The sequence below is a fragment of the Nocardia sp. NPDC052112 genome (genome assembly GCF_040680135.1).
Taxonomy (GTDB): domain Bacteria; phylum Actinomycetota; class Actinomycetes; order Mycobacteriales; family Mycobacteriaceae; genus Nocardia.
This window is the reverse complement of sequence record NZ_JBFAWD010000033.1, coordinates 24,538-45,212: the sequence shown is the minus strand read 5'-3', so window position 1 is coordinate 45,212 and position 20,675 is coordinate 24,538. Positions and strand designations below refer to the sequence as shown.

Annotated in this window: 24 protein-coding genes; 12 read left to right on the top strand and 12 right to left on the bottom strand. The window is 65.7% G+C overall.

Going from position 1 to position 20,675, the window contains the following annotated elements:
• The first annotated feature begins 114 nt into the window (after positions 1–114).
• On the top strand, positions 115–1,092 hold the full coding sequence (locus AB0L58_RS38180; protein WP_364395238.1) for an ATP-binding cassette domain-containing protein: 978 nt from the start codon (positions 115–117) through the stop codon (positions 1,090–1,092).
• Between the two features lie 156 nt (positions 1,093–1,248).
• Positions 1,249–2,022, top strand: a complete 774-nt coding sequence (locus tag AB0L58_RS38175; RefSeq protein WP_364395236.1) for an ABC transporter permease — start codon at positions 1,249–1,251, stop codon at positions 2,020–2,022.
• A 54-nt stretch (positions 2,023–2,076) separates the two neighbouring features.
• Here the strand turns inward: AB0L58_RS38175 and AB0L58_RS38170 are convergent, their stop codons facing one another.
• The 3 genes from AB0L58_RS38170 to AB0L58_RS38160 all read right to left on the bottom strand — a co-directional run bounded on the left by AB0L58_RS38170 (position 2,077) and on the right by AB0L58_RS38160 (position 4,000).
• Positions 2,077–2,787, bottom strand: coding sequence for a zf-HC2 domain-containing protein (locus AB0L58_RS38170; protein WP_364395234.1), 711 nt, complete (start codon positions 2,785–2,787; stop codon positions 2,077–2,079).
• Positions 2,784–3,293 carry a sigma-70 family RNA polymerase sigma factor gene (locus tag AB0L58_RS38165; protein WP_364395232.1) on the bottom strand — a complete coding sequence of 170 codons (510 nt, stop codon included), beginning with the start codon at positions 3,291–3,293 and terminating at the stop codon, positions 2,784–2,786. The genes AB0L58_RS38170 and AB0L58_RS38165 overlap by 4 nt, the downstream gene beginning before the upstream one ends.
• Positions 3,294–3,355: 62 nt before the next feature.
• On the bottom strand, positions 3,356–4,000 hold the full coding sequence (locus AB0L58_RS38160; RefSeq protein ID WP_364395230.1) for a YqgE/AlgH family protein: 645 nt from the start codon (positions 3,998–4,000) through the stop codon (positions 3,356–3,358).
• A 150-nt stretch (positions 4,001–4,150) separates the two neighbouring features.
• On the opposite strand from AB0L58_RS38160, the gene AB0L58_RS38155 reads away from it, so the two are divergent.
• The gene (locus AB0L58_RS38155; RefSeq protein ID WP_364395228.1) at positions 4,151–4,912 is read left to right on the top strand and encodes a 1-acyl-sn-glycerol-3-phosphate acyltransferase; all 762 of its coding nucleotides are present in this window, start codon (positions 4,151–4,153) and stop codon (positions 4,910–4,912) included.
• Position 4,913: 1 nt separating this feature from the next.
• Here the strand turns inward: AB0L58_RS38155 and AB0L58_RS38150 are convergent, their stop codons facing one another.
• The gene (locus AB0L58_RS38150) at positions 4,914–5,225 is read right to left on the bottom strand and encodes a GNAT family N-acetyltransferase (RefSeq protein WP_364395226.1); all 312 of its coding nucleotides are present in this window, start codon (positions 5,223–5,225) and stop codon (positions 4,914–4,916) included.
• A 209-nt stretch (positions 5,226–5,434) separates the two neighbouring features.
• On the opposite strand from AB0L58_RS38150, the gene AB0L58_RS38145 reads away from it, so the two are divergent.
• Complete coding sequence (locus tag AB0L58_RS38145) at positions 5,435–7,033, top strand: alpha/beta hydrolase (RefSeq protein ID WP_364395224.1); 1,599 nt, start codon at positions 5,435–5,437, stop codon at positions 7,031–7,033.
• A gap of 70 nt (positions 7,034–7,103) precedes the next feature.
• A complete protein-coding gene (locus tag AB0L58_RS38140) occupies positions 7,104–8,219 on the top strand; it encodes a glycerate kinase (RefSeq protein WP_364395222.1) in 1,116 nt (371 codons plus the stop codon).
• A gap of 7 nt (positions 8,220–8,226) precedes the next feature.
• Here AB0L58_RS38140 and AB0L58_RS38135 read toward each other — a convergent pair whose 3' ends face one another.
• Positions 8,227–8,577 (bottom strand): helix-turn-helix domain-containing protein, encoded by a 351-nt coding sequence (locus AB0L58_RS38135; protein ID WP_364395220.1) that lies wholly within the window; start codon positions 8,575–8,577, stop codon positions 8,227–8,229.
• A 180-nt stretch (positions 8,578–8,757) separates the two neighbouring features.
• On the opposite strand from AB0L58_RS38135, the gene AB0L58_RS38130 reads away from it, so the two are divergent.
• Entirely contained in the window at positions 8,758–9,624 is an 867-nt protein-coding gene (locus AB0L58_RS38130; protein WP_364395218.1) for an NAD(P)-binding domain-containing protein, read from the top strand.
• A gap of 120 nt (positions 9,625–9,744) precedes the next feature.
• On the opposite strand, the gene AB0L58_RS38125 is transcribed toward AB0L58_RS38130, so the two are convergent.
• The 3 genes from AB0L58_RS38125 to AB0L58_RS38115 are packed head-to-tail and all read right to left on the bottom strand — an operon-like array spanning position 9,745 to position 11,766.
• Complete coding sequence (locus AB0L58_RS38125) at positions 9,745–10,002, bottom strand: helix-turn-helix transcriptional regulator (RefSeq protein ID WP_364395216.1); 258 nt, start codon at positions 10,000–10,002, stop codon at positions 9,745–9,747.
• Positions 9,992–10,843, bottom strand: coding sequence for an ABC transporter permease (locus AB0L58_RS38120; RefSeq protein ID WP_364395214.1), 852 nt, complete (start codon positions 10,841–10,843; stop codon positions 9,992–9,994). Before AB0L58_RS38120 ends, AB0L58_RS38125 begins: the two co-directional genes overlap by 11 nt.
• Positions 10,840–11,766, bottom strand: a complete 927-nt coding sequence (locus AB0L58_RS38115) for an ABC transporter ATP-binding protein (protein WP_364395212.1) — start codon at positions 11,764–11,766, stop codon at positions 10,840–10,842. The genes AB0L58_RS38120 and AB0L58_RS38115 overlap by 4 nt, the downstream gene beginning before the upstream one ends.
• Positions 11,767–11,926: 160 nt before the next feature.
• Here AB0L58_RS38115 and AB0L58_RS38110 point away from each other — a divergent pair, with 160 nt between their 5' ends.
• Together AB0L58_RS38110 and AB0L58_RS38105 are read left to right on the top strand one after the other, a co-directional pair.
• Entirely contained in the window at positions 11,927–12,721 is a 795-nt protein-coding gene (locus AB0L58_RS38110) for a metalloregulator ArsR/SmtB family transcription factor (RefSeq protein WP_364395210.1), read from the top strand.
• Between the two features lie 240 nt (positions 12,722–12,961).
• A complete protein-coding gene (locus AB0L58_RS38105) occupies positions 12,962–13,198 on the top strand; it encodes a hypothetical protein (RefSeq protein WP_364395208.1) in 237 nt (78 codons plus the stop codon).
• Between the two features lie 17 nt (positions 13,199–13,215).
• Here the strand turns inward: AB0L58_RS38105 and AB0L58_RS38100 are convergent, their stop codons facing one another.
• Positions 13,216–13,734 carry a TetR/AcrR family transcriptional regulator gene (locus AB0L58_RS38100; RefSeq protein WP_364395319.1) on the bottom strand — a complete coding sequence of 173 codons (519 nt, stop codon included), beginning with the start codon at positions 13,732–13,734 and terminating at the stop codon, positions 13,216–13,218.
• A 204-nt stretch (positions 13,735–13,938) separates the two neighbouring features.
• Between AB0L58_RS38100 and AB0L58_RS38095 the strand changes: the two genes are divergently transcribed.
• From AB0L58_RS38095 to AB0L58_RS38085, 3 genes are all read left to right on the top strand, one after another.
• Positions 13,939–14,979 (top strand): aldo/keto reductase, encoded by a 1,041-nt coding sequence (locus AB0L58_RS38095; RefSeq protein ID WP_364395206.1) that lies wholly within the window; start codon positions 13,939–13,941, stop codon positions 14,977–14,979.
• Between the two features lie 104 nt (positions 14,980–15,083).
• Positions 15,084–15,926, top strand: a complete 843-nt coding sequence (locus tag AB0L58_RS38090; protein ID WP_364395204.1) for an LLM class flavin-dependent oxidoreductase — start codon at positions 15,084–15,086, stop codon at positions 15,924–15,926.
• Between the two features lie 222 nt (positions 15,927–16,148).
• Positions 16,149–16,595: a nitroreductase family deazaflavin-dependent oxidoreductase gene (locus tag AB0L58_RS38085; protein WP_364395202.1), complete on the top strand. Its 447-nt coding sequence runs from the start codon at positions 16,149–16,151 to the stop codon at positions 16,593–16,595.
• 18 nt (positions 16,596–16,613) lie between these two features.
• Here AB0L58_RS38085 and aroQ read toward each other — a convergent pair whose 3' ends face one another.
• Entirely contained in the window at positions 16,614–17,051 is a 438-nt protein-coding gene (gene aroQ, locus AB0L58_RS38080; protein WP_364395200.1) for a type II 3-dehydroquinate dehydratase, read from the bottom strand.
• A 25-nt stretch (positions 17,052–17,076) separates the two neighbouring features.
• Positions 17,077–17,658, bottom strand: coding sequence for a hypothetical protein (locus tag AB0L58_RS38075; protein WP_364395198.1), 582 nt, complete (start codon positions 17,656–17,658; stop codon positions 17,077–17,079).
• 415 nt (positions 17,659–18,073) lie between these two features.
• Between AB0L58_RS38075 and AB0L58_RS38070 the strand changes: the two genes are divergently transcribed.
• Positions 18,074–19,753 carry an NTF2-like N-terminal transpeptidase domain-containing protein gene (locus tag AB0L58_RS38070; RefSeq protein WP_364395196.1) on the top strand — a complete coding sequence of 560 codons (1,680 nt, stop codon included), beginning with the start codon at positions 18,074–18,076 and terminating at the stop codon, positions 19,751–19,753.
• Here AB0L58_RS38070 and AB0L58_RS38065 read toward each other — a convergent pair whose 3' ends face one another.
• Positions 19,754–20,134 carry a DUF3054 domain-containing protein gene (locus tag AB0L58_RS38065; protein ID WP_364395194.1) on the bottom strand — a complete coding sequence of 127 codons (381 nt, stop codon included), beginning with the start codon at positions 20,132–20,134 and terminating at the stop codon, positions 19,754–19,756.
• Positions 20,135–20,675: the final 541 nt, after the last annotated feature.

Genomic DNA, 20,675 nt, shown 5'->3' with positions numbered 1-20,675 from the left:
CTCGTCGAATCAACCGAATACACCCACTGAACGCCGCACCGGACGCCGGGCGCGGTGCAGCTCAATCATGCTGTCATTCGCATTTATTTATGAAACTTTCCGGAAAGGAAGACCATGACCAACGGTCATCGCGCCCCCGCCATCGCGGCGCAGGGCCTGCGTAAATCGTTCGGTGAGCACGTGGTGCTCGACGGGATCGACATCACGGTCCCGGAGGGCACGATCTACTCCCTGCTCGGCCCGAACGGTGCGGGCAAGACCACCACCGTGCAGATCCTCACCACGCTGCTGCGCCCCGATGCGGGTGAAATCCGCGTCGACGGCCATGATCTGGGTTCCGAACCCGATGCCGTGCGCTCCGCGATCGGTGTCACCGGCCAGTTCTCCGCGGTCGACGAATTGCTGACCGGCCGCGAAAACCTGATCCTGATGGGCGATCTGCACCATCTGCCGCGTCGCGAGAGCAAGCGTCTGGCGGCCGAACTCCTGGAGCGCTTCGATCTGGTCGAAGCCGGTGACAAGACCGCGGCGACCTATTCCGGCGGTATGGTGCGGCGGCTCGATCTGGCCATGACGCTGGTCGGCGATCCGCGCATCATCTTCCTGGACGAGCCGACCACCGGCCTGGATCCGCGCAGTCGCCGGACGATTTGGGACATGATCCGCACGTTGGTCGACGACTACAGCGTGACCGTTTTCCTCACCACCCAGTACCTCGAGGAGGCCGACCAACTGGCCGACCGGATCGCGGTGCTCGACCACGGCCGGATCGTCGCCGAGGGCACGGCCGCCGAATTGAAGCGGCGGATACCAGGCGGACACATCCGACTGGAATTCGCCGACCAGCTCGGACTCGCCGCCGCGGCAACGGCATTGGGTCCGGAGGCGCGCGTTGTCGATGACGCGGCAGAGGAGGAGTTCACCCTCGCGGTGCCGAGCGATGGTGGCGTGAAATCGCTGCGCACGGTGCTCGATCGGCTCGACTACGAACAGATCGAGGTCGCCGGACTTTCGGTGCACACCCCCACCCTCGACGACGTATTCCTCACCCTCACCGGACATCCCACCGCCGAAAAGGAGACTGTGTCATGAGCGAGCGTAGCGAGCGAACAACAAGCACAGCCACGTTCGTGGTCGTGGCGGTGCCGAGCGACAGCGAGGTGGAGTCATGAGCGAGCGTAGCGAGCGAACAACAAGCACAGCCACGTTCGTGGTCATGACGGAGCCGAGCGACAGCGAGGTGGAGTCATGAGCACGATGACCTACGCGCTCGCCGACTCGAAGACGATGCTGCGGCGCAACCTGCTGCACGCGAAGCGGTACCCGAGCATGACCTTCAGCATCATCCTGATGCCGATCATCCTGCTGCTCACCTTCAACTTCGTATTCGGTGGCGCACTGGAAAAGTCATCCGGTGGCAACTACATCGACTACCTGACCCCGGGCATGCTGTTGATGATCCCGGCGTATATGACCGCCGGTGTGGCGGTCCTGGTCAGCACCGACACCACCAAGGGCATTGTGAATCGTTTTCGCACGATGGCGATTTCGCAACCTGCGATACTTGCCGGATACGTGGTCGGCGCATTGATCCAGGCCCTGCTCGGCATCGCGGCCATGGTCGGTGTCGCACTGCTCACCGGGTTCCGGCCATCGGCGAATGTCGTCGAGTGGATCGCCGTATTCGGACTGCTCGCCATGCTCGTTTTCGCACTCACCTGGATCGCGGTCGGCATGGGGCTGGTCGCGCAGACTCCGGAGAGCGCGAGCAACATGCCCTTTCCGCTGATCATGCTGCCATTCCTCGGCAGCGGCCTGGTCGGCACCGACACCATGCCCGTCGGCCTGCGTCAGTTCGCCGAGTACCAGCCGTTCACCCCGCTCACCGAAACCATCCGCGGTCTGCTCATGGGCACGGAGATCGGCAATAACGGCATCATCTCCATCGCCTGGTGCATCGGCCTCGCGCTGGTCGGATACCTCTGGTCGATCTCGGTCTTCCGCAAGCAGGCCCAGCGCTGAATTGCGCGAAGCCCCTTCGAGCCCCCGTCGAGTTCGGCGGGGGCTCGAAGCGGATCAGACCGTGCCGGACAGCAGCGTCTCGCCCGTCGACGCCAACCGGATCTGCACTTCCCGAATCTGATCCGGTGTCTTATCGATGGTCCGGTCGATCGTCAGCTCGGTGCCCGGCCCGGCGGGCCACTGATCCAGCTTGGCCTGGCTGCCATCGGTACCGATGACGTACAGGTCGAGATTCCAGTTGTACTTGAAATCGCTCGGCCCGTAGCTGCACGTCATCACGATCCGGGTCTTGCCATCGGCGCGCACGACCTTGAAGCTGGCCGTCACCGGATTCGGTTTGATCGGTTGCATGCTGCGTTCGGCCACAACCTGTTCCGACGAACTCGGCTTATCCACCGCGGTAATCGCGGTGACCACCGGAACCGCGATGGCCACCGCCGCCGCGGCGGCGGCGATCGCGGCGCCGACGGCCGTCCACCGGCCGCGCCGCCTGCGCCGCTCCGCCGCATCGGCGAGCCGGGGCAGCAGCTGTGCGGGGGGTTCCACCTCGGCCACCGGCATTTCCGGGGCCTCGATCATGGCCAGTGCGGTGTCGGGCTCGATCATGGCGAGCAGACCCGGGAGTCCGGCGAGATCGGCGACCGCCACCTGGCATACCGGGCAGCCCGCCAGATGCTCCTCGTACTCCCGCCGTTCGGCACGGGTCAGGGAGCCGAGAACATACGGTGCATCCCACGTCGAGTAGTCGTCGGCGATATCCGTCATTGCTTCGTCACCCCCATCTCCTGTAGTGCCAGCCGTAATGCCCGCATGCCGTAGTGCATGCGAGATTTCACCGTGCCCGCCGGGATACCGAGTTCCTCGGCGATCTGGTGGGTGGAAAGGCCTCGATAGTAGGCCCGCACGATCACCTCGCGATGATCACCGCTGAGCCTGCTCAGTGCGTCCGCGACCAGCCAGCCGTCCAATGCTCGGTCGGCCTGATCCGGTGCGGCCTGCTCCGGCGGGTTGTCGGTGCGGAATTCGCGCCGATTGCGGGCGCTTCGATGCTCATCCACGGCGAGATTGCGCGCGACCGTGAACAACCACGCCCGCGCCGATGTCGTCGATTGATCGAGCACATGCGGGCGCTGCCACGCCCGCAACAACGTCTCTTGCACGATGTCCTCGGCCCGACCTGGATCGCGAACCAATCCGAGCGTGTATCGCCATAGCGCCGAAGCATGTTCCTGATAGAGAACCCGCATGAGCTCGGCTTGTTCTTCGGGCATTAGTCACCTCCCGCACATCCCACGAATCAGGAGGGCTGAAAGGTTCAACGCTTGTCGGCATGTCAATTGCGCTCGAGTTCGATCGGGTGTGTCGCGAGCAGCGATAGGGGTAGTGGTTGGCGGCGCAAAACGTGAGCCCACAGGTCGGGGCGGCCGGTGCTGATCGGATCCGAAGGCAGCGCCGACAGGACGATCCAGTCGTTGTTCTGCAGTTCGCCCTCGAGTTGACCGAAGGTCCAGCCCGCATAGCCTGCGAAGATCCGCAGACCCTCGATCAGCGGGGTGATCTGATCCGGATCCGCGTCGAGATCGACGAGCACCACGCGGCCATCGATGCGGCGCAGTCCACGGACGCCCGCGATCGACGCGCCGACCCGCACGGTGCCGAGACACAGTGCCGCGTCCCGCTTGACCGGGCCGCCGATGAAGAGTGTGCGCGGTGCGGCGGCCACCTCGGCCCAGCGCGGGAGCACATCGTGCACCGCGGTATCGCTCGGGCGGTTGAGCACCACGCCGAGGCTGCCCGCCTCATTGTGCTCGATGATGTACACGACGGTGCGCCGGAAGGTCGGCTCGACCAGTTCGGTCGCCGACACCAGCAGGGTGCCTGCGCGCACCACCTGCTCGCCCTGCCGGAAATCGCGTCGCCTGCGGTCACCGTGTCCGCCGCGAGTTTTCCGATCGTCCGGGTCATCTCCGCGTGCCACCCCGACATCATCGCACTGGCGCGGGCGGTTCGTCGGTCAAGCGGCGTGGCGGATTCCCGGACCGGCGGCTGCTGACCCTTTCCAGCGACCCGCAAGCGGTCGCCAGCGGCAAGTCGATCACCCCTGAAACAGACCGGTTAGGGTGTGGCCATGGAACGGCCCGAGGTCCTGCTCGACAACGCTGACACTGTGTACGACTTCTATCGCGACCACCGGCAGAACCGGCTCAAGGCGTGGGGCGCCTACGCCATCCTCGGGCGTCGATACCATCCGCGCGTCACCTATGCCGAGGGAGCGCAAAAGCTGCTGCACGAGGTGATTCGCCAGCGCAGGCCGTTGCTCGTCGCGCTCAACCACCTTTCCGAATCCGACCCGTACACCGTCGCGGCCGCGGCCTGGCGCAGTGAATTGCGGCCGGTGATCGGGCGGGTTCGGGTGCTGGCCAAGGACGAGCTGTTCCTCGACCCCGACCAGCGCCGCAAGATCGACATGATGGGCGGGATCCCGGTATTCCGCGGTAAGGACCACGGCCTGCGGGCGGTGAATGCGGCCGGGCAACGGATGATGGATATCTGCGCGGAGCGGATGGCCGACGGTGACGGCATCGCGGTCTTCCCGGAGGGCACCTGCAACGAGGTCGACCACACCGAGGTGCAGCCGGTCGGCAGCGGGATCGGGCACATCGCGTTCCGCGCGATGAAGCTGGGTGCGCAGCCGGTGCTGGTCAGCCTGGGCTTGAGCTATGGGCCGCGACCCGATCCGAGTCTGCCGGTCACCAAGGAGGAGGCCAAGGCGGCCAGCTTCTATTTCGGCGTGCCGATCACGGAGCTGCCGACCAAACCCGCGGAGATCGCCCGGCTGGTGCGCACGGATCTGCAGCAGGCGCTCGACGGAGCCGTCGCCGCGTACTGACCTACAGCGGCAGGCCGAACTTCTCGCGCGCCCACTGCGGAACCGTCGCGATGTACTCCGGTTCCGATTGGACGAAGTACCGCACCAGAGGACACATCGGCAGAATGCCGAAACCTTCCTGACGTGATGCGTTCAATGCCGCCTGCACCAGCACTCGACCGTATGCCCGGCCGGCATACCTTGGATCGAACTCGGTGTGGATGAAGGCGCGCTCGGCGCCGGTGTCCTGATATTCGGCGTAGCCGGCAATGGCACCGTCGACGTAGATCTCGAAGCGTTCCAGCGCGAAGTTGTTGCGGACCTCAGTCGACATGGCTCGACGCTACTCCGGTAGGGGCGGACGGCTGTGCACCGCAATACAAATCGCGGCCGATTGCCCGCTCGACTTGTCTACCGGCGCCCGGCTGACCAGAATACTTCTGGTCGCGGTGAACGCCCGGAGGCGGTAGCTTGCGTAACCACGGAGGGACCCGCGAAGGCCGCCAATCGAATACGGCAGCAGGCCCGGCGGAGGTACGAAACATGATGAGGACGTCAGGTTTTCCGCGAGCGCTGGTCGCTGTGGCCGCCGCGAGCCTGATCAGCGGATCGGTCGTGGCGGGTTGGGCCGAGGCCGCACCCGCCGCGTCCTTCGGCGCCTGCCCGGACTTGTCGGTCACCGAGGGCCGCGATGTGCAGTGCGCGGTGCTCTCCGTCCCGATGGATTACGCCGACCCCGACGGCACGCGCATCGAACTGACCGTCAGCCGGATCCCCGCGACCGGGCAGCGTCGCGGCGTGATCGTGGCGAATCCCGGCGGACCAGGTGCCGATGCCCTCGACTACTGGGCCCGTCGGATCGACGCTATGCCCAGCGAGCTCAATGCGCATTACGACCGGGTCGCGGTGCAGCCGCGCGGACTGCGCTGGGCCACGCCGCTGCGCTGCGATGCCCAAACCACCAGCGCGGCGTCGAAATCAGCTGAGGGCGACCAAGTTTCGCTGGGCGGCGGGAACCGCGACGATATCAAGAAGGCCTGCGACGCGGCGTTGCCCGGCTACCTCGACACCATCACCACCGAGAGCGCCGCGCGCGATCTGGACGAGGTGCGCGCCGCGCTCGGCGTGGATCGGATCAGTTATCTCGGTACGTCCTACGGCACCTATCTCGGCGCGGTGTACGCGTCGTTGTTCCCGAACCGGGTCGATCGAATGGTGTTGGATTCCAACGTCAATCCCGATTGGGTGTGGACCGAGGAGTTCGCGCAACAGCAGGTCGCGGGCAAGCAGCGGCTCGACGATCTATTCGCCTGGATCGCCGAGCACGACGGCGACTACGGGCTCGGTGACACCGCGCTGCAGGTCTACCAGAACTGGGTGCGGTTGGTCGCCGACCAGGGCGGCGGCTGGTACGCCAATCTGACCCCGCCGCCCGCGAGCGTCGCCGACCTGCCCGGCGCGCTACCCGAACCGCTTGCCGAAATCGCCCGCGACGGCTTCAACGACAGTGTCGAGCAGGCGGGCAAGCTGCAGAATCTGGTGCGCCTGCTGGTCACCGGCGGTGCGTCCGCACAGGTGCCGCTGGTCGGTGCGACCGCGGTGGCCACCTACACCCGCACCTTCTGGCCGACCTTCGCCCGTGCGATGGCTGCGGCCAATATCGATCCGAAGAATGTCCGCCAGTTGCTCGCCATCGAGGGCGCGACCAGCACCGATCCCACCGGCCGCTTCGTCTTCTCGGCCATTACCTGCAACGAGAACAATGTGCGCGGTCGCCCCGAGCTGATCGGTTCCGCCTTCGCCACCATTGCCTCCGGCGGCAATGCCATGGACGCCCGCGCCGACCTGGTGCGCTCCGGAACCGCCTGCGGCAGTTGGAAACCGGTGACCAAGCCGGTCCCGATCACCGGAAAGGATCTGCGCACCCGCCCGCTGCTGCTACAGAGCCGCAGGGATGCGCTCACCACCTACGCGGGTGGCCCGGCCATGGCACAGGCGATCGGTGGGTCGCTGATCACGGTCGAGGGCGGCGACCACGGTGCATTCGGCCGCGGCAATACCGTCGTCGACGACGCCGTGATGACATATCTGCGCACCGGTCAGGTCACCATCGATCACGCCGATCAGGCGCCTTTGCAGTAAGTAGCGCGCCGCCGACACTGCGTGGTCGGCCCGACGTGCGCCCATCGGAACGACCCCCGACAATGTGGTGATGACATCCGCGCCCCGGGTGGTGATCGCACCGGACAAGTTCAAGGGCTCGCTGACCGCCCCCGAGGTAGCGGCCGCTCTCGCCGCCGGCATCGCGCGCGGCGTTGCGGATGTGGAGATCCGGCGGGTGCCGGTCGCGGACGGCGGTGACGGAACCGTCGACGCGTTCGTGGCCGCGGGCTGGGAACGGATCGAGGTCGATGCGCCCGGTCCGACCGGCGCACCCGACACCGCCGCCTATGCGGTGCACGCAACAACGGCCGTAATCGAATTGGCCGCGGCCGTCGGACTGACGAGACTGCCAGGGGGACGACCCGATCCGCTCGGAGCACACACCTATGGCCTCGGTGTCGTCATCGCGCACGCGCTGGATCGAGGGGTAACCGATATCGTCCTCGGTTTGGGTGGGAGCGCCTCCACCGACGGCGGGGCGGGCATGCTGCAGGCCCTCGGTGCCCGGATCCTGGATGGGAGCGGCGCTGAATTATCCGCAGGCGGAGCTACTTTGGCGCGCGCCGCGCGACTGGATCGCACCGGACTGCATCCGCGGATCGCGACAACGACCTTCATCCTGGCCTGCGATGTCGACAACCCACTACTCGGCCCGACCGGTGCGGTCGCGGTGTACGCGCCACAGAAGGGCGCGATGCCGTCGGATCTGCCCGTTCTCGAAGCGGCACTGACGAATTGGGCGGCCGTCGTCGCACCGGAATTCGCGGATGTTCCCGGCGCGGGTGCGGCGGGCGGCACCGGCTTCGGCGCCCTCGCGGTGCTCGGCGCGCGGGTTCGCAGCGGCATCGAGGTCGTACTCGAACTCCTCGATTTCCCATCGCTTCTCGACGGCGCCGCCTTGGTCGTCACCGGCGAGGGCGCCCTCGATACCCAGAGCTTGCACGGCAAGGCCCCGATCGGTGTCTGCGAGGCCGCGCGCAAGGTGGGCGTCCCGGTGGTCGCCGCAGTCGGCCGAACGCAATTGACGCGCGACGAGGTTCGAGCGGCGGGCTTCACCGCCTGCTATGCCCTCGCCGATCTGGAACCGGATCCCGCCCGCTCCATCGCCGATGCGGCGCGATTGCTTACTCGCGTCGGCGAGCAAATAGGCGTCGACAACCTCTGAAATGTACCTAGCCCGCCGCGGCGAGCAGATTCCCGAGCAGTTCGTCGCGGTGCTTATCGCCCCAGGCTTCGAGCGGACGCAGGGCGACCTCGAGTTCTTCGCCGAGCGGCGTGAGCGAGTATTCGACGCGCGGAGGAACCTCGGGGAAGACCTCGCGGTGCACCACACCGCTGGCCTCGAGGTGGCGCAGATTCTCCGCGAGCACCTTCTCACTCACCCCGGTGAGCAGTTTGCGGATCCGGCCGAAGCGCTGCGGACCCGCGGCGAGCACCCACATCAGATGCAGTTTCCATTTGCCGCCGACGACATCGATCGCCACCGACATGCCGCACACATCGTGATCCGCGTCACTGTTCATCCCCGCCGCACTCCTTCCGACCTGAATTCGAACCTCGAGGTAAGCAACCACACCTGAACGTTCGGTCTTCCCGACCCTACCTGCGACAACGACCATGGGTCTCGGACCGTAGCGACTGCCTGCAGGTCGCTCGAAAGGGTCAGCCGACCAGCAATCGAACGAGAAACGAAGGGACACACCATGTCCGAACAGACCTCCGTCTCCGTCGTCGGCCTGGGGCCGATGGGCCAGGCCATGGTCCGGGCCTTCCTGGACACCGGTATCGAGGTGACGGTGTGGAATCGCGGCACCGAGAAGGTCGATGCCATGGTCGAACTCGGAGCGAAGCGGGCCGCCACGGTCGCCGAGGCACTGGAGGCCAATGCGGTGACCGTGCTCAGCCTCACCCACTACGCCGCCATGTACGACGTACTCGGCCAGGCCACCGATCACCTGCCGGGCAAGGTGATCGCCAACCTGTCCTCGGATTCACCGGAAAATGCGCGCAGGGGTGCCGAGTGGGTGCGTTCGCATGGCGCGGAATTCATTTCCGGTGGCGTCATGTCGGCGGGCGACAATATCGCCCATCCGGCGTCGTACATCTTCTACAGCGGTCCGAAAGAGGTCTTCGACGCGCATGCCGAACTGCTCCGTCCGCTGAGCCCGCAGGAGTACCTCGGCGCGGACGATGGTCTCGCGCAGGTTTTCTATCAGGCCGGACTGGTCATGTTCCATCCGTGGATGCTCGCCTTCGATCAGGCGCTCGCGGTGATCGAGAAGTCCGGTCACAGCATCGACCAGTTTCTGCCCTTCGCCCTGCGTTTCGCCGCCGCGTACCCGTATTTCATCGAGGAGTTCGCGGCCGCCGCGAAGGCCGGTGGCTGGGGCACCCTGGCGAGCCTGAGAATGATGGATGCCGGTGCGCAGCACATCATCGATGCCAGCGAGGAGGTCGGCGTCGACGCGACGCTGTCGCATGCGTCGCAAGGGCTGTGGCGGCGTGCCATCGCGGCCAGCGAGCAGGCGGGCAAGGTGGTTCCCGTCTACCGAATATTCACCGGGCAGTGAGCCGGGATGTCGGTGGCATGAGGTGAATCAGTGGCGCACTCGGCCGCGCCACTGACCTCCGGCCGACCCATCGGTTGTGCAGGTGCCGGTTCATGTGCGGCGGCAACCGGGTCCACCGGGTCAATCCCCTGCGGCATGGGCTGATTCGGCTTGGGAGCCGAGACGAGGGAATGGTGTGGTGGAGAAGACGACCTCCACCGCGACCTCGAAATACGCCGCGATCCGCAATGCCAGATGCAGGCTCGGACTGTATTCCCCGCGCTCGAGGTAGCCGATCGTCTGATAGTGCACGCCGAGCGCTTCGGCCAGCTCCCGCCGGGAGATGCCGCGCTCGGCCCGCAACATGGCGATGCGGTTGTAGATAACCTCAGTAGGCACGCTGAATCGCCTTCTCGCGGCGCGCCGCCACGTTCGACCCGGACTCGCGACGTGCCATCCTACGCAATACGATCGGCGCGAGCAGCAGCCCGGCGACCGCCCAGGCACCGAGCACGGCGATGGTTTCCAGATGCCGCCAAGAATGGCCGAGTTCGATGGCGACCGCATCGCCCGGCAGCATCGCCGACCGCATGCCGAGTCCGAGCCAGTAGACGGGAAACACCTGTGCAACGCCTTGCAGCCAGCCCGGCATGGAGGTGATCGGGTAGAAGATCCCGGAGATCGCGACAACGCCCATGATCGGCAGCGACACGAAGCCGATATTGCGCGGATTGCTGAACATCGATCCGAGCACCGCGCCGACCGGCATGGTCGCGAGCAAGCCGAGTGCGACCACGCCGAGCAGGCCGAGCCAGGAACCGATGCTGTCCATCGCCGTGCCATCGACCAGGAACAGCCCCGGTATCAATATGATCAGGAACGGAACGACCACCCAGCCCGCGGTCGTGACGATCTTGCCGATCAGGTAGCCCACCATGCCGTTCGGAGTTGCCTTGGCGCGCAACAGGGTTCCGTCCTCGCGTTCCAGGGTCAGCATCTGGGCGATGCCGAACATACCGTTGAAGGCGACCAGCATGCCGAGGATGCTCGGCAGGGCCAGCGAACCGAGTGCGATGCCGCTCGCCTCGAAGGTCGCGTCGCGCATGAAGAACAGCACGATGACCATGGCGACCGGCCAGAAGAGCATGCCCCACAGATCCTGCACATTGGTGAGCGACTGCCGCAGTTCGATCAGCCCACGCCGGGTTCCGGCCCGGACCGCGGCCTCGATCGGGTTCATCGCGCGACCTCCTCCAGTGAATGCACCTCGGTTTCGAGCCGACCGGACTCGTATTGCTGCACCAGCGCCATATATGTGTCCTCCAGCGAGGCGCGGCGCACCTCGAGTTCGCCGATGCCGCCGCCGTGCTGCTTGAACAACTCGTAGACGAACTCGGTGGACTCGGCGGTGGTGTGCACGAACCGTTGTCCATCGTGGGTCCAACGGATTTCGGCCTCGCCCGCGATGCGGCGCGATAGTTCGTCGGCCGAACCGTCGGCGATGATTCGGCCGCCGGCCAGGATCATGATGCGGTCCGCGAGCTTCTCGGCCTCGTCGAGATCGTGCGTGGTGAGCAGGATGGTGGTCCGGTCGTCGGCGAGCTGATGGACCAGATCATGGAATTCGCGGCGGGCCTGTGGGTCGAAGCCCGCGGTCGGTTCATCGAGGAACAGCAGTTCCGGGCGGCCGACAATGCCGATCGCGACATCCATGCGACGGCGCTGCCCGCCGGACAACGATCCGATCTTGCTGTCGGCCTGCTCGGTGAGCCCGACGGCGGCAATGAGTTCGTCGGTGTCCCAAGGCCGGTGGATCGTATCGGTGCGGTACGGCGCGTAGTAGGAGCCGAGGTGCGAAAGTAGTTCGCGCACTCGCCATTTCGCGTGGTCACGCCACGACTGCAGGACGACGCCCAGGCGCGCCCGCCAAGCCTCGTTGCCGTGCGCGGGATCCATGCCGAGCACCTCGACGCGGCCCGCGGAGCGCATGCGGAAGCCCTCCAGAATTTCGATGGTCGTGGTCTTGCCCGCACCGTTCGGGCCGAGGAGCACCAGCACCTCGCCCGACTTGGCTTGGAAGGTCACGTCGTGCAGAACATCGGTCGTCCCGTACCGCATCCGCAATTCTTCGACGTCGAGCGCGACGCCGTTACCCATGGTCATCTCATCCTCCCGTTGTGAGATCGGGATGATCCATAGCATATCTACTACATACCGCTACGACAATGCTGTTTCTTGCCGACGGCACCGTTGACATGCAGTCAAATGGCTGCCTAATATGAAAGATATGCAGCCAAACAGCTGCATATCCGAAGAGGGTGACATGGACGAGGTATTCCGAGCGCTCGCCGATCCGAGTCGCAGGAGGCTGCTCGACAGCCTCAACGCGCGCAATGGCCAGACGCTGCGCGAACTGTGCGGCGAACTGGATATGGCCCGCCAATCGGTGAGCAAGCACCTCGCGGTCCTGGAGTCCGCCAACTTGATCACCACTCGACGCAGCGGTCGCGAGAAGCTGCACTACCTCAATGCCGAACCCATCAATGCCATCGCCGACCGCTGGATCACCCGATACCACCGCGCCCGCGTGCACGCGCTGGCGGACCTGAAACAGGCATTGGAGGCAAATCCCATGAGTGACAACGCATTCGTCTACACCACTTACATCAGGACGACGCCGGAACGACTCTGGCAGGCCCTTACCGACCCGGCCTTCACCGACCGGTACTGGGGTGCGAGCTTCGACACCGATTGGCAGCCCGGCTCGGAAATGGTGTGGCACCAAAAGGATTGGACCGGCAAAGACGCGGAACAGGTCGTCCTGCAAGCGGATCCGTACACCCGGCTCTCCTATACCTGGCACACCTTCGATCCCGCCTTCGCCACGACTTTCGAAATGAATCCGGAAGAGGTAGCGGCCTGGGCGCGCGAGCCCCGCTCGAAGGTGACTTTCGAAATAGAACCCCAGGGCGAAACCGTGAAATTGACTGTCATCCATGACGGTTTCGAACCCGGAAGTGCTGTCCTGGCCGGGATCAGCGGTGGTTGGCCGAGCATCCTGTCGAGCCTCAAGACCTTGCTGGAGACCGGCGAGACCCTGCCGGAACCGGTCGTATGATTGCCACCGGATCACGCTGATGGTCCTGCTACGCGGAGTTCGACCGCCGCGTGCGTCGTAGCGGGGTATTGCCCGTTGGGACACACAGTCATTCGGGTTGTCAGGGTGTCGACGTGAGTTCTCCGGAGGCGTCCAGAGGGTAGCCGCCTGGCCGGTTGGCTTGTCGGCGCCGCGACAACCGGATTCGCGGTACTGCTTGCGGTCGCGTTCGGTGTCGGTTCGACGCTGATCGCGACGATCGTGCGGATCGCTGCACCGGTCGCTGCACGTATCGCCGGCGCCTTGGCCACCACCGCCCGCAATATCGGTGCCGTTCTCGGCCCCGCCACCGCCGGTCTGGTCGTCGATCGCGCCGATCGCCCAACCACGGCATTGTGGTGCAGCGCCGCTTTCACCACTGCTGCGGTGGGCGTCGTTGTGCTGGGGCAGCATCGGCGTATCACCGCCGAACCGGCCGTCCACGGCCGGTTCGGGTGAGACCGAACCAGGTGAAGTCAGGTTCCCTGGTAGCGCAATCCTGCGATGAGGAGTTCGACCATGCGGCGTGCGTCGTAGCGCGCGGTGTTGCCCGCGCCGATGCACAGATTGCCGACGCCGCGCAGCAGTTCGTAGGCATCCATATCGGGGCGGATTTCGCCCGCTGCGGCGGCGGCATCGAGCAGATGCGCACAGACCGGGACGAGGCGGTCGAGGAAGTAGGCGTGCAGCGTCTCGAAGGTGGGATCGTCGGACTGTAAGGCCTCGGCGAGGCCGTGTTTGGTGACCAAGAAGTCGACGAAGAGGTTGATCCACTGCCCGAGGGCGGTATGCGGTGTGCCGCTGTTCGCCAGCAGTGTCGGACCAGCCTCGGCGCATGCTTCGACCTGGTGTCGGTATACGGCGACGATGAGATCGGCTCGCGTCGGGAAGTGGCGGTAGATCGTGCCGATGCCGACGCCGGCCTTGGCGGCGATATCGCGCACGGGCACATCGACGCCGGACGCTACGAAAGCCGCGGCCGCCGCATCCAGCAGTGTCTGCTGATTTCGCCTGGCGTCGGCCCGTTTGCGCGGGGTCGCCGATCCCGATCCGTTGTCGATTTCGACCACCTCCGACGCCTCGCTTGTCAAACGGAACAACGTTCCGTATGTTGGTTTATCGGAACAGTGCTCCGCTTATTCAGGATGCCAGAGCAACCGAGTCGAAACCAATTCACGCCGCTCATGGAGGAAAGCCGCATGCAATACCGCACTTTGGGCCGCACCGGCGTGCAGGTCAGTACCCTCGCGCTCGGCGCGATGAACTTCGGCCGGATCGGGGGCACCACCCAGAGCGAGGCCACCGCGATGGTCGAGGCCGCCCTCGCGGCCGGGATCAACTTCATCGACACCGCCGACATGTACAGCGGCGGGGAGTCGGAGGAGATGGTCGGCAAGGCCATCGCCGACCATCGCGACGACATCGTGCTCGCGACGAAGGCGAGCATGCCGATGGGGGAGGAGCGCAACCATCAGGGCGGTTCCCGCCGCTGGTTGGTCACCGAGTTGGACAACAGCCTGCGTCGGCTGGGTGTCGACCATGTCGATCTCTACCAAATCCACCGGTGGGACCCGAACACGAGCGATGAGGAGACGCTGTCGGCCCTGACCGACCTGCAGCGCGCCGGAAAGATTCGGTACTTCGGTTCGTCGACATTTCCGGCGTACCGCATCGTTCAGGCCCAGTGGGCCGCTCGAGAAAACCACGTGCGCCCTTACGTCACCGAACAGCCCGGCTACTCGATTCTGCAGCGCGGCATCGAATCCCACGTGCTGCCCGTGACCGAGCAGTACGGACTCGGCGTGCTGGTCTGGAGCCCGCTGGCGTCGGGTTGGCTGTCGGGTGCGATCCGCGCGGGCCGAGAAATCACCACCAGCCGTTCGACTTTCATGCCGCACCGCTTCGACACCACCATCCCGGTCAACCGGGCGAAAATGGAGGCTGTCGAGCAGTTGGCCGAGGTCGCCGACGAGGCCGGTTTGACGATGATCCAGCTCGCACTCGGTTTCGTGACCGCACATCCCGGCGTGACCAGTGCCATCATCGGCCCCCGCACGATCGACCACTTGCGCTCTCAGCTGGCCGCCGCGGACACCGTGCTCGCCGACGATGTGCTCGATGCGATCGACGCGATTGTCGCGCCCGGCGTCGATCTCGCCCCAGCGGAGAAACACGACACGCCTCCCGCCCTGCTCCACGCGACACTGCGTCGTCGCCCATCGCCGATCGCCGGTCGGTAGGTGGCCGACCCAACTCCTCGGCGGCCACCACCACCGCTCGCGCAACTCGTACCGAAAGGACGAATGAAGTCATGCCGCCCGAATCCTCGCCTCGTTTCGGCATCATGACCGCCCCGATGCAGGTCGACTACCACGACATACTGCGCGTCTGGCGCGCGGCGGACACGATCCCGCAGATCGAACACGCATGGTTGTTCGATCACCTCATGCCAATCGGCGGCGACCCGAACGGACCGATCTACGAAGGCTGGACTCTGCTATCTGCCCTCGCCGCGCAGACTCGTCGATTGCGCCTCGGTCTACTGGTGACCAGCAACCGCTTCCGGCCGCCCGCGATGCTGGCCAAGATCGCCGCGACCGTCGACATCGTCTCCGGCGGACGGCTCGACTTCGGAATCGGTGTCGGCTCACGACCCGGCCATCCGCTGGCCCGGCGTGAGTACGAAGCACACGGTCTGCCCTTCCACGAAACCGCCCATGCCGTAGAGAGTTTCGCCGAGGCCTGTACGGTCATCCGGCGGTTGTGGACCGAGGCCGAACCGTTCGATTTCCGCGGGACCCAGCTCCAACTCACCGGCGCGTTCGGCAATCCCAAACCCATCCAGCGCCCCCATCCGCCGATCGTCATCGGCGGCCGGTCGGCCCCGACGCTGCGGGTGGCCGCCGAGCACGCCGACATATGGAACATCCCGGGCGGCGACATCGACGACGTCATCCGTCGCAGCGCACTGCTGGACCGCTATTGCACCGAAATCGGTCGAGACCCTGCCGCGATCACCCGCTCGATCCACCTGCCGGTCTCCTATGATCAGCCCGGCAGCACGCGGGACATGATCGCCGAGGCGATCGACGCGGGCTTCCGGCACATCGTCCTCGGACTGCCCGCCCCCTACCCATCCGACGTCGCACATTGGGTCGCCGACGAGCTCATCAATACCTCGGCCTAGCTCGGCTATTCCGCTCAGACCGGGAAGCGCTCGACGATGGGAGTCATGGCGTGATGAAAGGGGCTCGGGTGACGGCCGTGTTGCCGTCGATCACGACATCGTGGCTGTTCCGAGGGTGCTGAGTGGACGCGCAAAGAAAAAGAGAGCAGTGCTCTTGACTTGGTGTGCGGCAGTGTGGAACACTGATCTCAACAGAGAGCAGTGCTCACAAAGGAGTAGGAAATGAACGCCAGCATCCGCTACCTCGCGCCCACCGGGATGGACCCGATCATGAACAAGATCGCCAATTGGCTGCCTCGCCTCGGCATCAGCGTTATGGGGTCGCGGCTGCTGGCGGTGCGCGGCCGTAAGAGTGGCGAATGGCGCACCACCATGGTCAATCTGATGACCGATACCGATGGCACGCGCTACCTGGTCGCGCCGCGCGGCCACACCCAGTGGGTGCGCAACCTGCGCGTCGCGGGCAATGGTGAACTGCGGCTGGGCCGCAAGGTCGAGGCGTTCACGGCAACCGAGGTGGCCGATGCGGACAAGGTGCCGCTGCTGCGTCTCTACCTGCAGAAGTGGGGCTGGGAGGTCGGCAAATTCTTCGAGGGCGTCACCAAGGACGCCACCGACGCGCAGCTGGCCGAGATCGCACCGGGCTTCCCGGTCTTCCGACTCGCATAGCGCGACAAGGCGATTCGGTCAGCGGGTGATCAGGAATTCGATGGCGGCAGCGTAGCCCTTGATTCCCATTCCGGCCACCACCGCGGTGGCGATGGGGGAGATGTAGGAGTGATGCCGGAACTCCTCGCGCGCATGCACATTGCTGATGTGCACCTCGACGATCGGGAGTTCCGGAATCACCAGCGCATCGCGCAGCGCGACCGAGGTATGCGTGAGCCCACCGGGATTGATGACAATGCCCGACTCGACGCCGCGCGCCCGGTGGATCCGATCGATCAGCGCTCCTTCGGAATTCGACTGGAACGCATCGATCTCGCGACCGAACCGGGCGGCGGTCCGACGGCACAATTCGACGACATCGTCGAGTGTGGCCGACCCGTAGACCTCTGGCTGGCGGGTGCCGAGCATATTGAGGTTCGGGCCGTTGAGAACCAGAATCGGGCCAGGTGTCGACATGGCTAAGACACTAGCCCGCCGGGTTCTACAGTCCCTGCGGACCTTCCGACCGCAGGTCGTCCACCTTCCGCATGGCGGTGCGCAACTCGTCGAGCCAGGCCTCGGCATGCTTGCCCGCCAACTTCACCGTCCACGCCAGCGCATCCGCCCGCGACCGCGCCACACCGGAATCGACGAGCGTGTCGAGCACCTTGCGCTCCGGCTGACGCAATCGCGTCATCACCGGAACCGCCAAGTGCGTGAACATGATTCGTTCGCCGTCCACCGAAACGCCCCAGGCGACACTGCGCCCGTAGCGGCGCTGGGCCTCGTTCGCGATCTGCATGCGGGCTGGACGGGTGGTCTCGCGGAAGCGGGCGACGGCGCCCTCCTTCGTCGCGGCCGGGACCTCGTCGGCGGGAGTGTCCTCTTTTTCCGATACCGGCGCCGGGAGCTCACCGATCACCACGATCTCGTCCCGGTCGATTTCGATGACGGGCGGTCCGGCGAACCAGTCGCTCGGCAACCGTCCAGCGAACCAGTCGGTGGCATCCGCGGGATCCGGTAGATCGGCCTGTTGCCAGCCGCCCGGTCGTCCGAAGCCCCGTCCCCGATGCTCGTGCCTCATTGGGATTCACCTACTTACTGTGGTGCCTGTATTTCACTGATTACAAGATTACATCGCAAGGAGTGCGAGTGGTTCTGCTCTGTGCGAACGGTTTCGGTCAGCGGCCGTTCGGGTACGCCGAATAAAGGTGTGTGCTGGTCAACGAGGCCCTGCGCGATCGAACCGCGGACGCGGGCTGCCGAAACGCCGACGTCGCCCGTTTTCTGACAAGTTCGTGTTCCGGCCGGTACGGTTGCGGCGCCGGGTGTCACAACGGGACCGGGGAACGTCCATGATCGATCAACCGAAGCACGGGTTTCGGGCACAATCAGCGATACTGAGCATGGGTAACGTCCGGCCGCTGCGGCACGGCGGGCAGCTAATTTCAGGTACGGTGGTCTTGTTACTGGAGTGACAAGAGTAAAGAGTGGGCGACATGGATGTGTGGGGATCCCGCCGCTATCGCGTCCGGGGCGCAATCGCACTCTCGGGGGTGGTGGCGCTGGCTATCGCAATCGGGGCGTGTGGTTCGGATGCGAAGCGCGATGAGGCCGAGTACGTCGTCGATCGCTTCACCGCACTGCTCGACGAGCAGAACTACGCCAAGGCCGCGGAGCTCACCTCCTATCCCACGGCCGCATCCGCAACGCTGAAACAGATGTTCGCCGGATTGCAGCCGGGCAAGGTCGACTACCAGAAAACCCAATTCATCGGCCTGGACCGCGAGGCCGGGCTCTTCAGCATGGATGTCGCCTGGAACTTCGGCGAGAACAAGATCTGGCGATACAGCCTGCAGGGCAATGTGCGCAAGTTGGCGATCGGCTGGCGTATCTCCTGGGATCCCGCGGTCGTCATGCCGCAACTGGACCACAATCGCACGGTCCGGCTGGTGCGCACCATGCCGACCCCACCGCCGCGGGTCAAGGACATCGTCGGCGACGCGCTGATGACCGAGCAGGTCATCAATGTGATCAAACTCGATCCCGCCAAGACCACCAATCTGGTGGCCTCCACCGACGCGCTGGCCAAGGCCATCGAACCGGTCGCGCCGCTGATCACCGGACCGTCGCTGATGCAGCAGCTGTCGACCTCACAGGGCAAGCCGATCGTCGCGGTGAATCTGCGCGAACCCGATTTCGCGATCCTGGAAGCCGCGCTGGCCCGGGTGCCCGGCGTGGTCATGGAGAAGCAGCCGCGGCTGATTTCCGCGGACCGCCGGACCTGGTCGCCGATGTTGGACGCGCTGCGCAAGGTGTGGCAGGACAGCCAGGATCAGCATTCCGGTTGGGGCGTGCAGATTTTCGAGCAGGACGGACGGTTCGTCGGCCAGATTGCCGGCTATCAGGGCCCGCCCGGTCCGGATATCGCGGCCACCATGGATCAGCGGCTGCAGCGTGCCGCCGAGGACGCGGTGGTGAGCGTCGGCACGCCCGCCTCGATCGTGGCAATCCAACCGTCCAGTGGCGCGGTCGTCGCGGTCGCACAGAATACGCAGGCCAGTGAGCACGGTTCGGTCGCGTTCACCGGGCTTTATCCGGTCGGCACCAATATCGATCTGTTCCGCAGTGTCGCGTCGGTGCTGAAGGGCAAGGCACCGCAGGATGTGTCGGTCCAGGATGCCGCCGAATCCGCGCCGAATCTCGGCGTCGGTGTCGATTACCAGGTGCCGGGATTGGACGAGGTGACCGGCCGGGTCGCGGTGGCAGGTCGCAGTGCCGAGCAGGTGCGCCAGGGCGGTGGTACGGACGCGGTGCTGGCCAGTCCATTCGGCATGGCGATCGCCGCGGCCGCCATCGCGCGCGGGCAGGTGCCGCCGCCGATGATGGAGGCCGGGCACCCGAGCACCACCGACGCGCAGGTCCCCGAGATGTCACCGGAGCTCACCGAGCGGTTGCGCGCGATGTTGCGCGACGGTGCCGGCCGGCCGGAATTCGCGCCGCTGCGGCCCTACCGCGATGTCATCGGTTTCATGGCGACCGCGGGCAATGACGGTTGGCTCATCGCGAATGCCGGGGATCTGGCCCTCGCGATCCATATCAACGACGCCGACAGTGGCGACGCGACCGCGCGGATGGCGGCCAGGTTGTTCCAATCCTTGGCCACTCCGGAGCGGTAGTCAGTTGATGGCCTTGATGGCCGCGCGCCAGCCGAGCAGGAACAGCGCGAGCACACACGCCGCGACAATGATGAAACTGAACGCCGTGCCCTGACCACTGATCACCCGCAGCAGCATGCCGCCGCACAGTGTGCCGAGCCAGACCAGAACTCCGACGGGCCACACGGCGGTTCCGTCGAATTGTCCCGCCCGCCCCGGTTCGCCCGATGTCCGGCGAGCCACGGAGACCGCAATCACCCAGCCGATCGCGAGCCCGATCGCGAACGGCCACACCGTCTTCAGCAGTCCGGCGAGTACCGCCTCTTCGTGGCTGCGCCGCCCGATCGCGCAGAACAAGATCACCAGCAGTGCGTCCACCACCAACGGCACCAGTTTCCTCACCCAGGCCAGCGTAGTAGTGCGCCTATCGATCGCTGGAACGCGACATCTGATGATCAGGTCCGATGGTCACCAGCCTCGGCTGCCGGGCGTCGGGTGCAGCACCGTACGCACCCTGGTGACCCCACGGAGCGAGTCTTACGAGCGAGGAGTTCGCCGGCGTCCCAGTTGTCGAAGCGCCGGCGACGAAGTCGCGAGACCCACCCACCCGGCGCGTGTGCACCGGGAACCGACCCCGCTCTCAGCGACCACCGCGGAGCGAGTCTTACGAGTGACCGTTCGTGGCCCGTCCGGCGTCCGCGCTGTAGGCGCGGCGATCGAACACGGCCGAGTCGAAGCGGATGTGCTGCAGCCGCGTTCCGCCCCGTGTGCATCAGGTGTCGGATGCTCCGCTCTCGGTGACCGCCGTGGAGCTCTGTCTTATGAGTGACCGTTCGTGGCCCGTCTGGCGTCCGCGCTGTAGGCGCGGCGATCGAACACGGCCGAGTCGAAGCGGATGTGCTGCAGCCGCGTTCCGCCCCGTGTGCATCAGGTGTCGGATGCT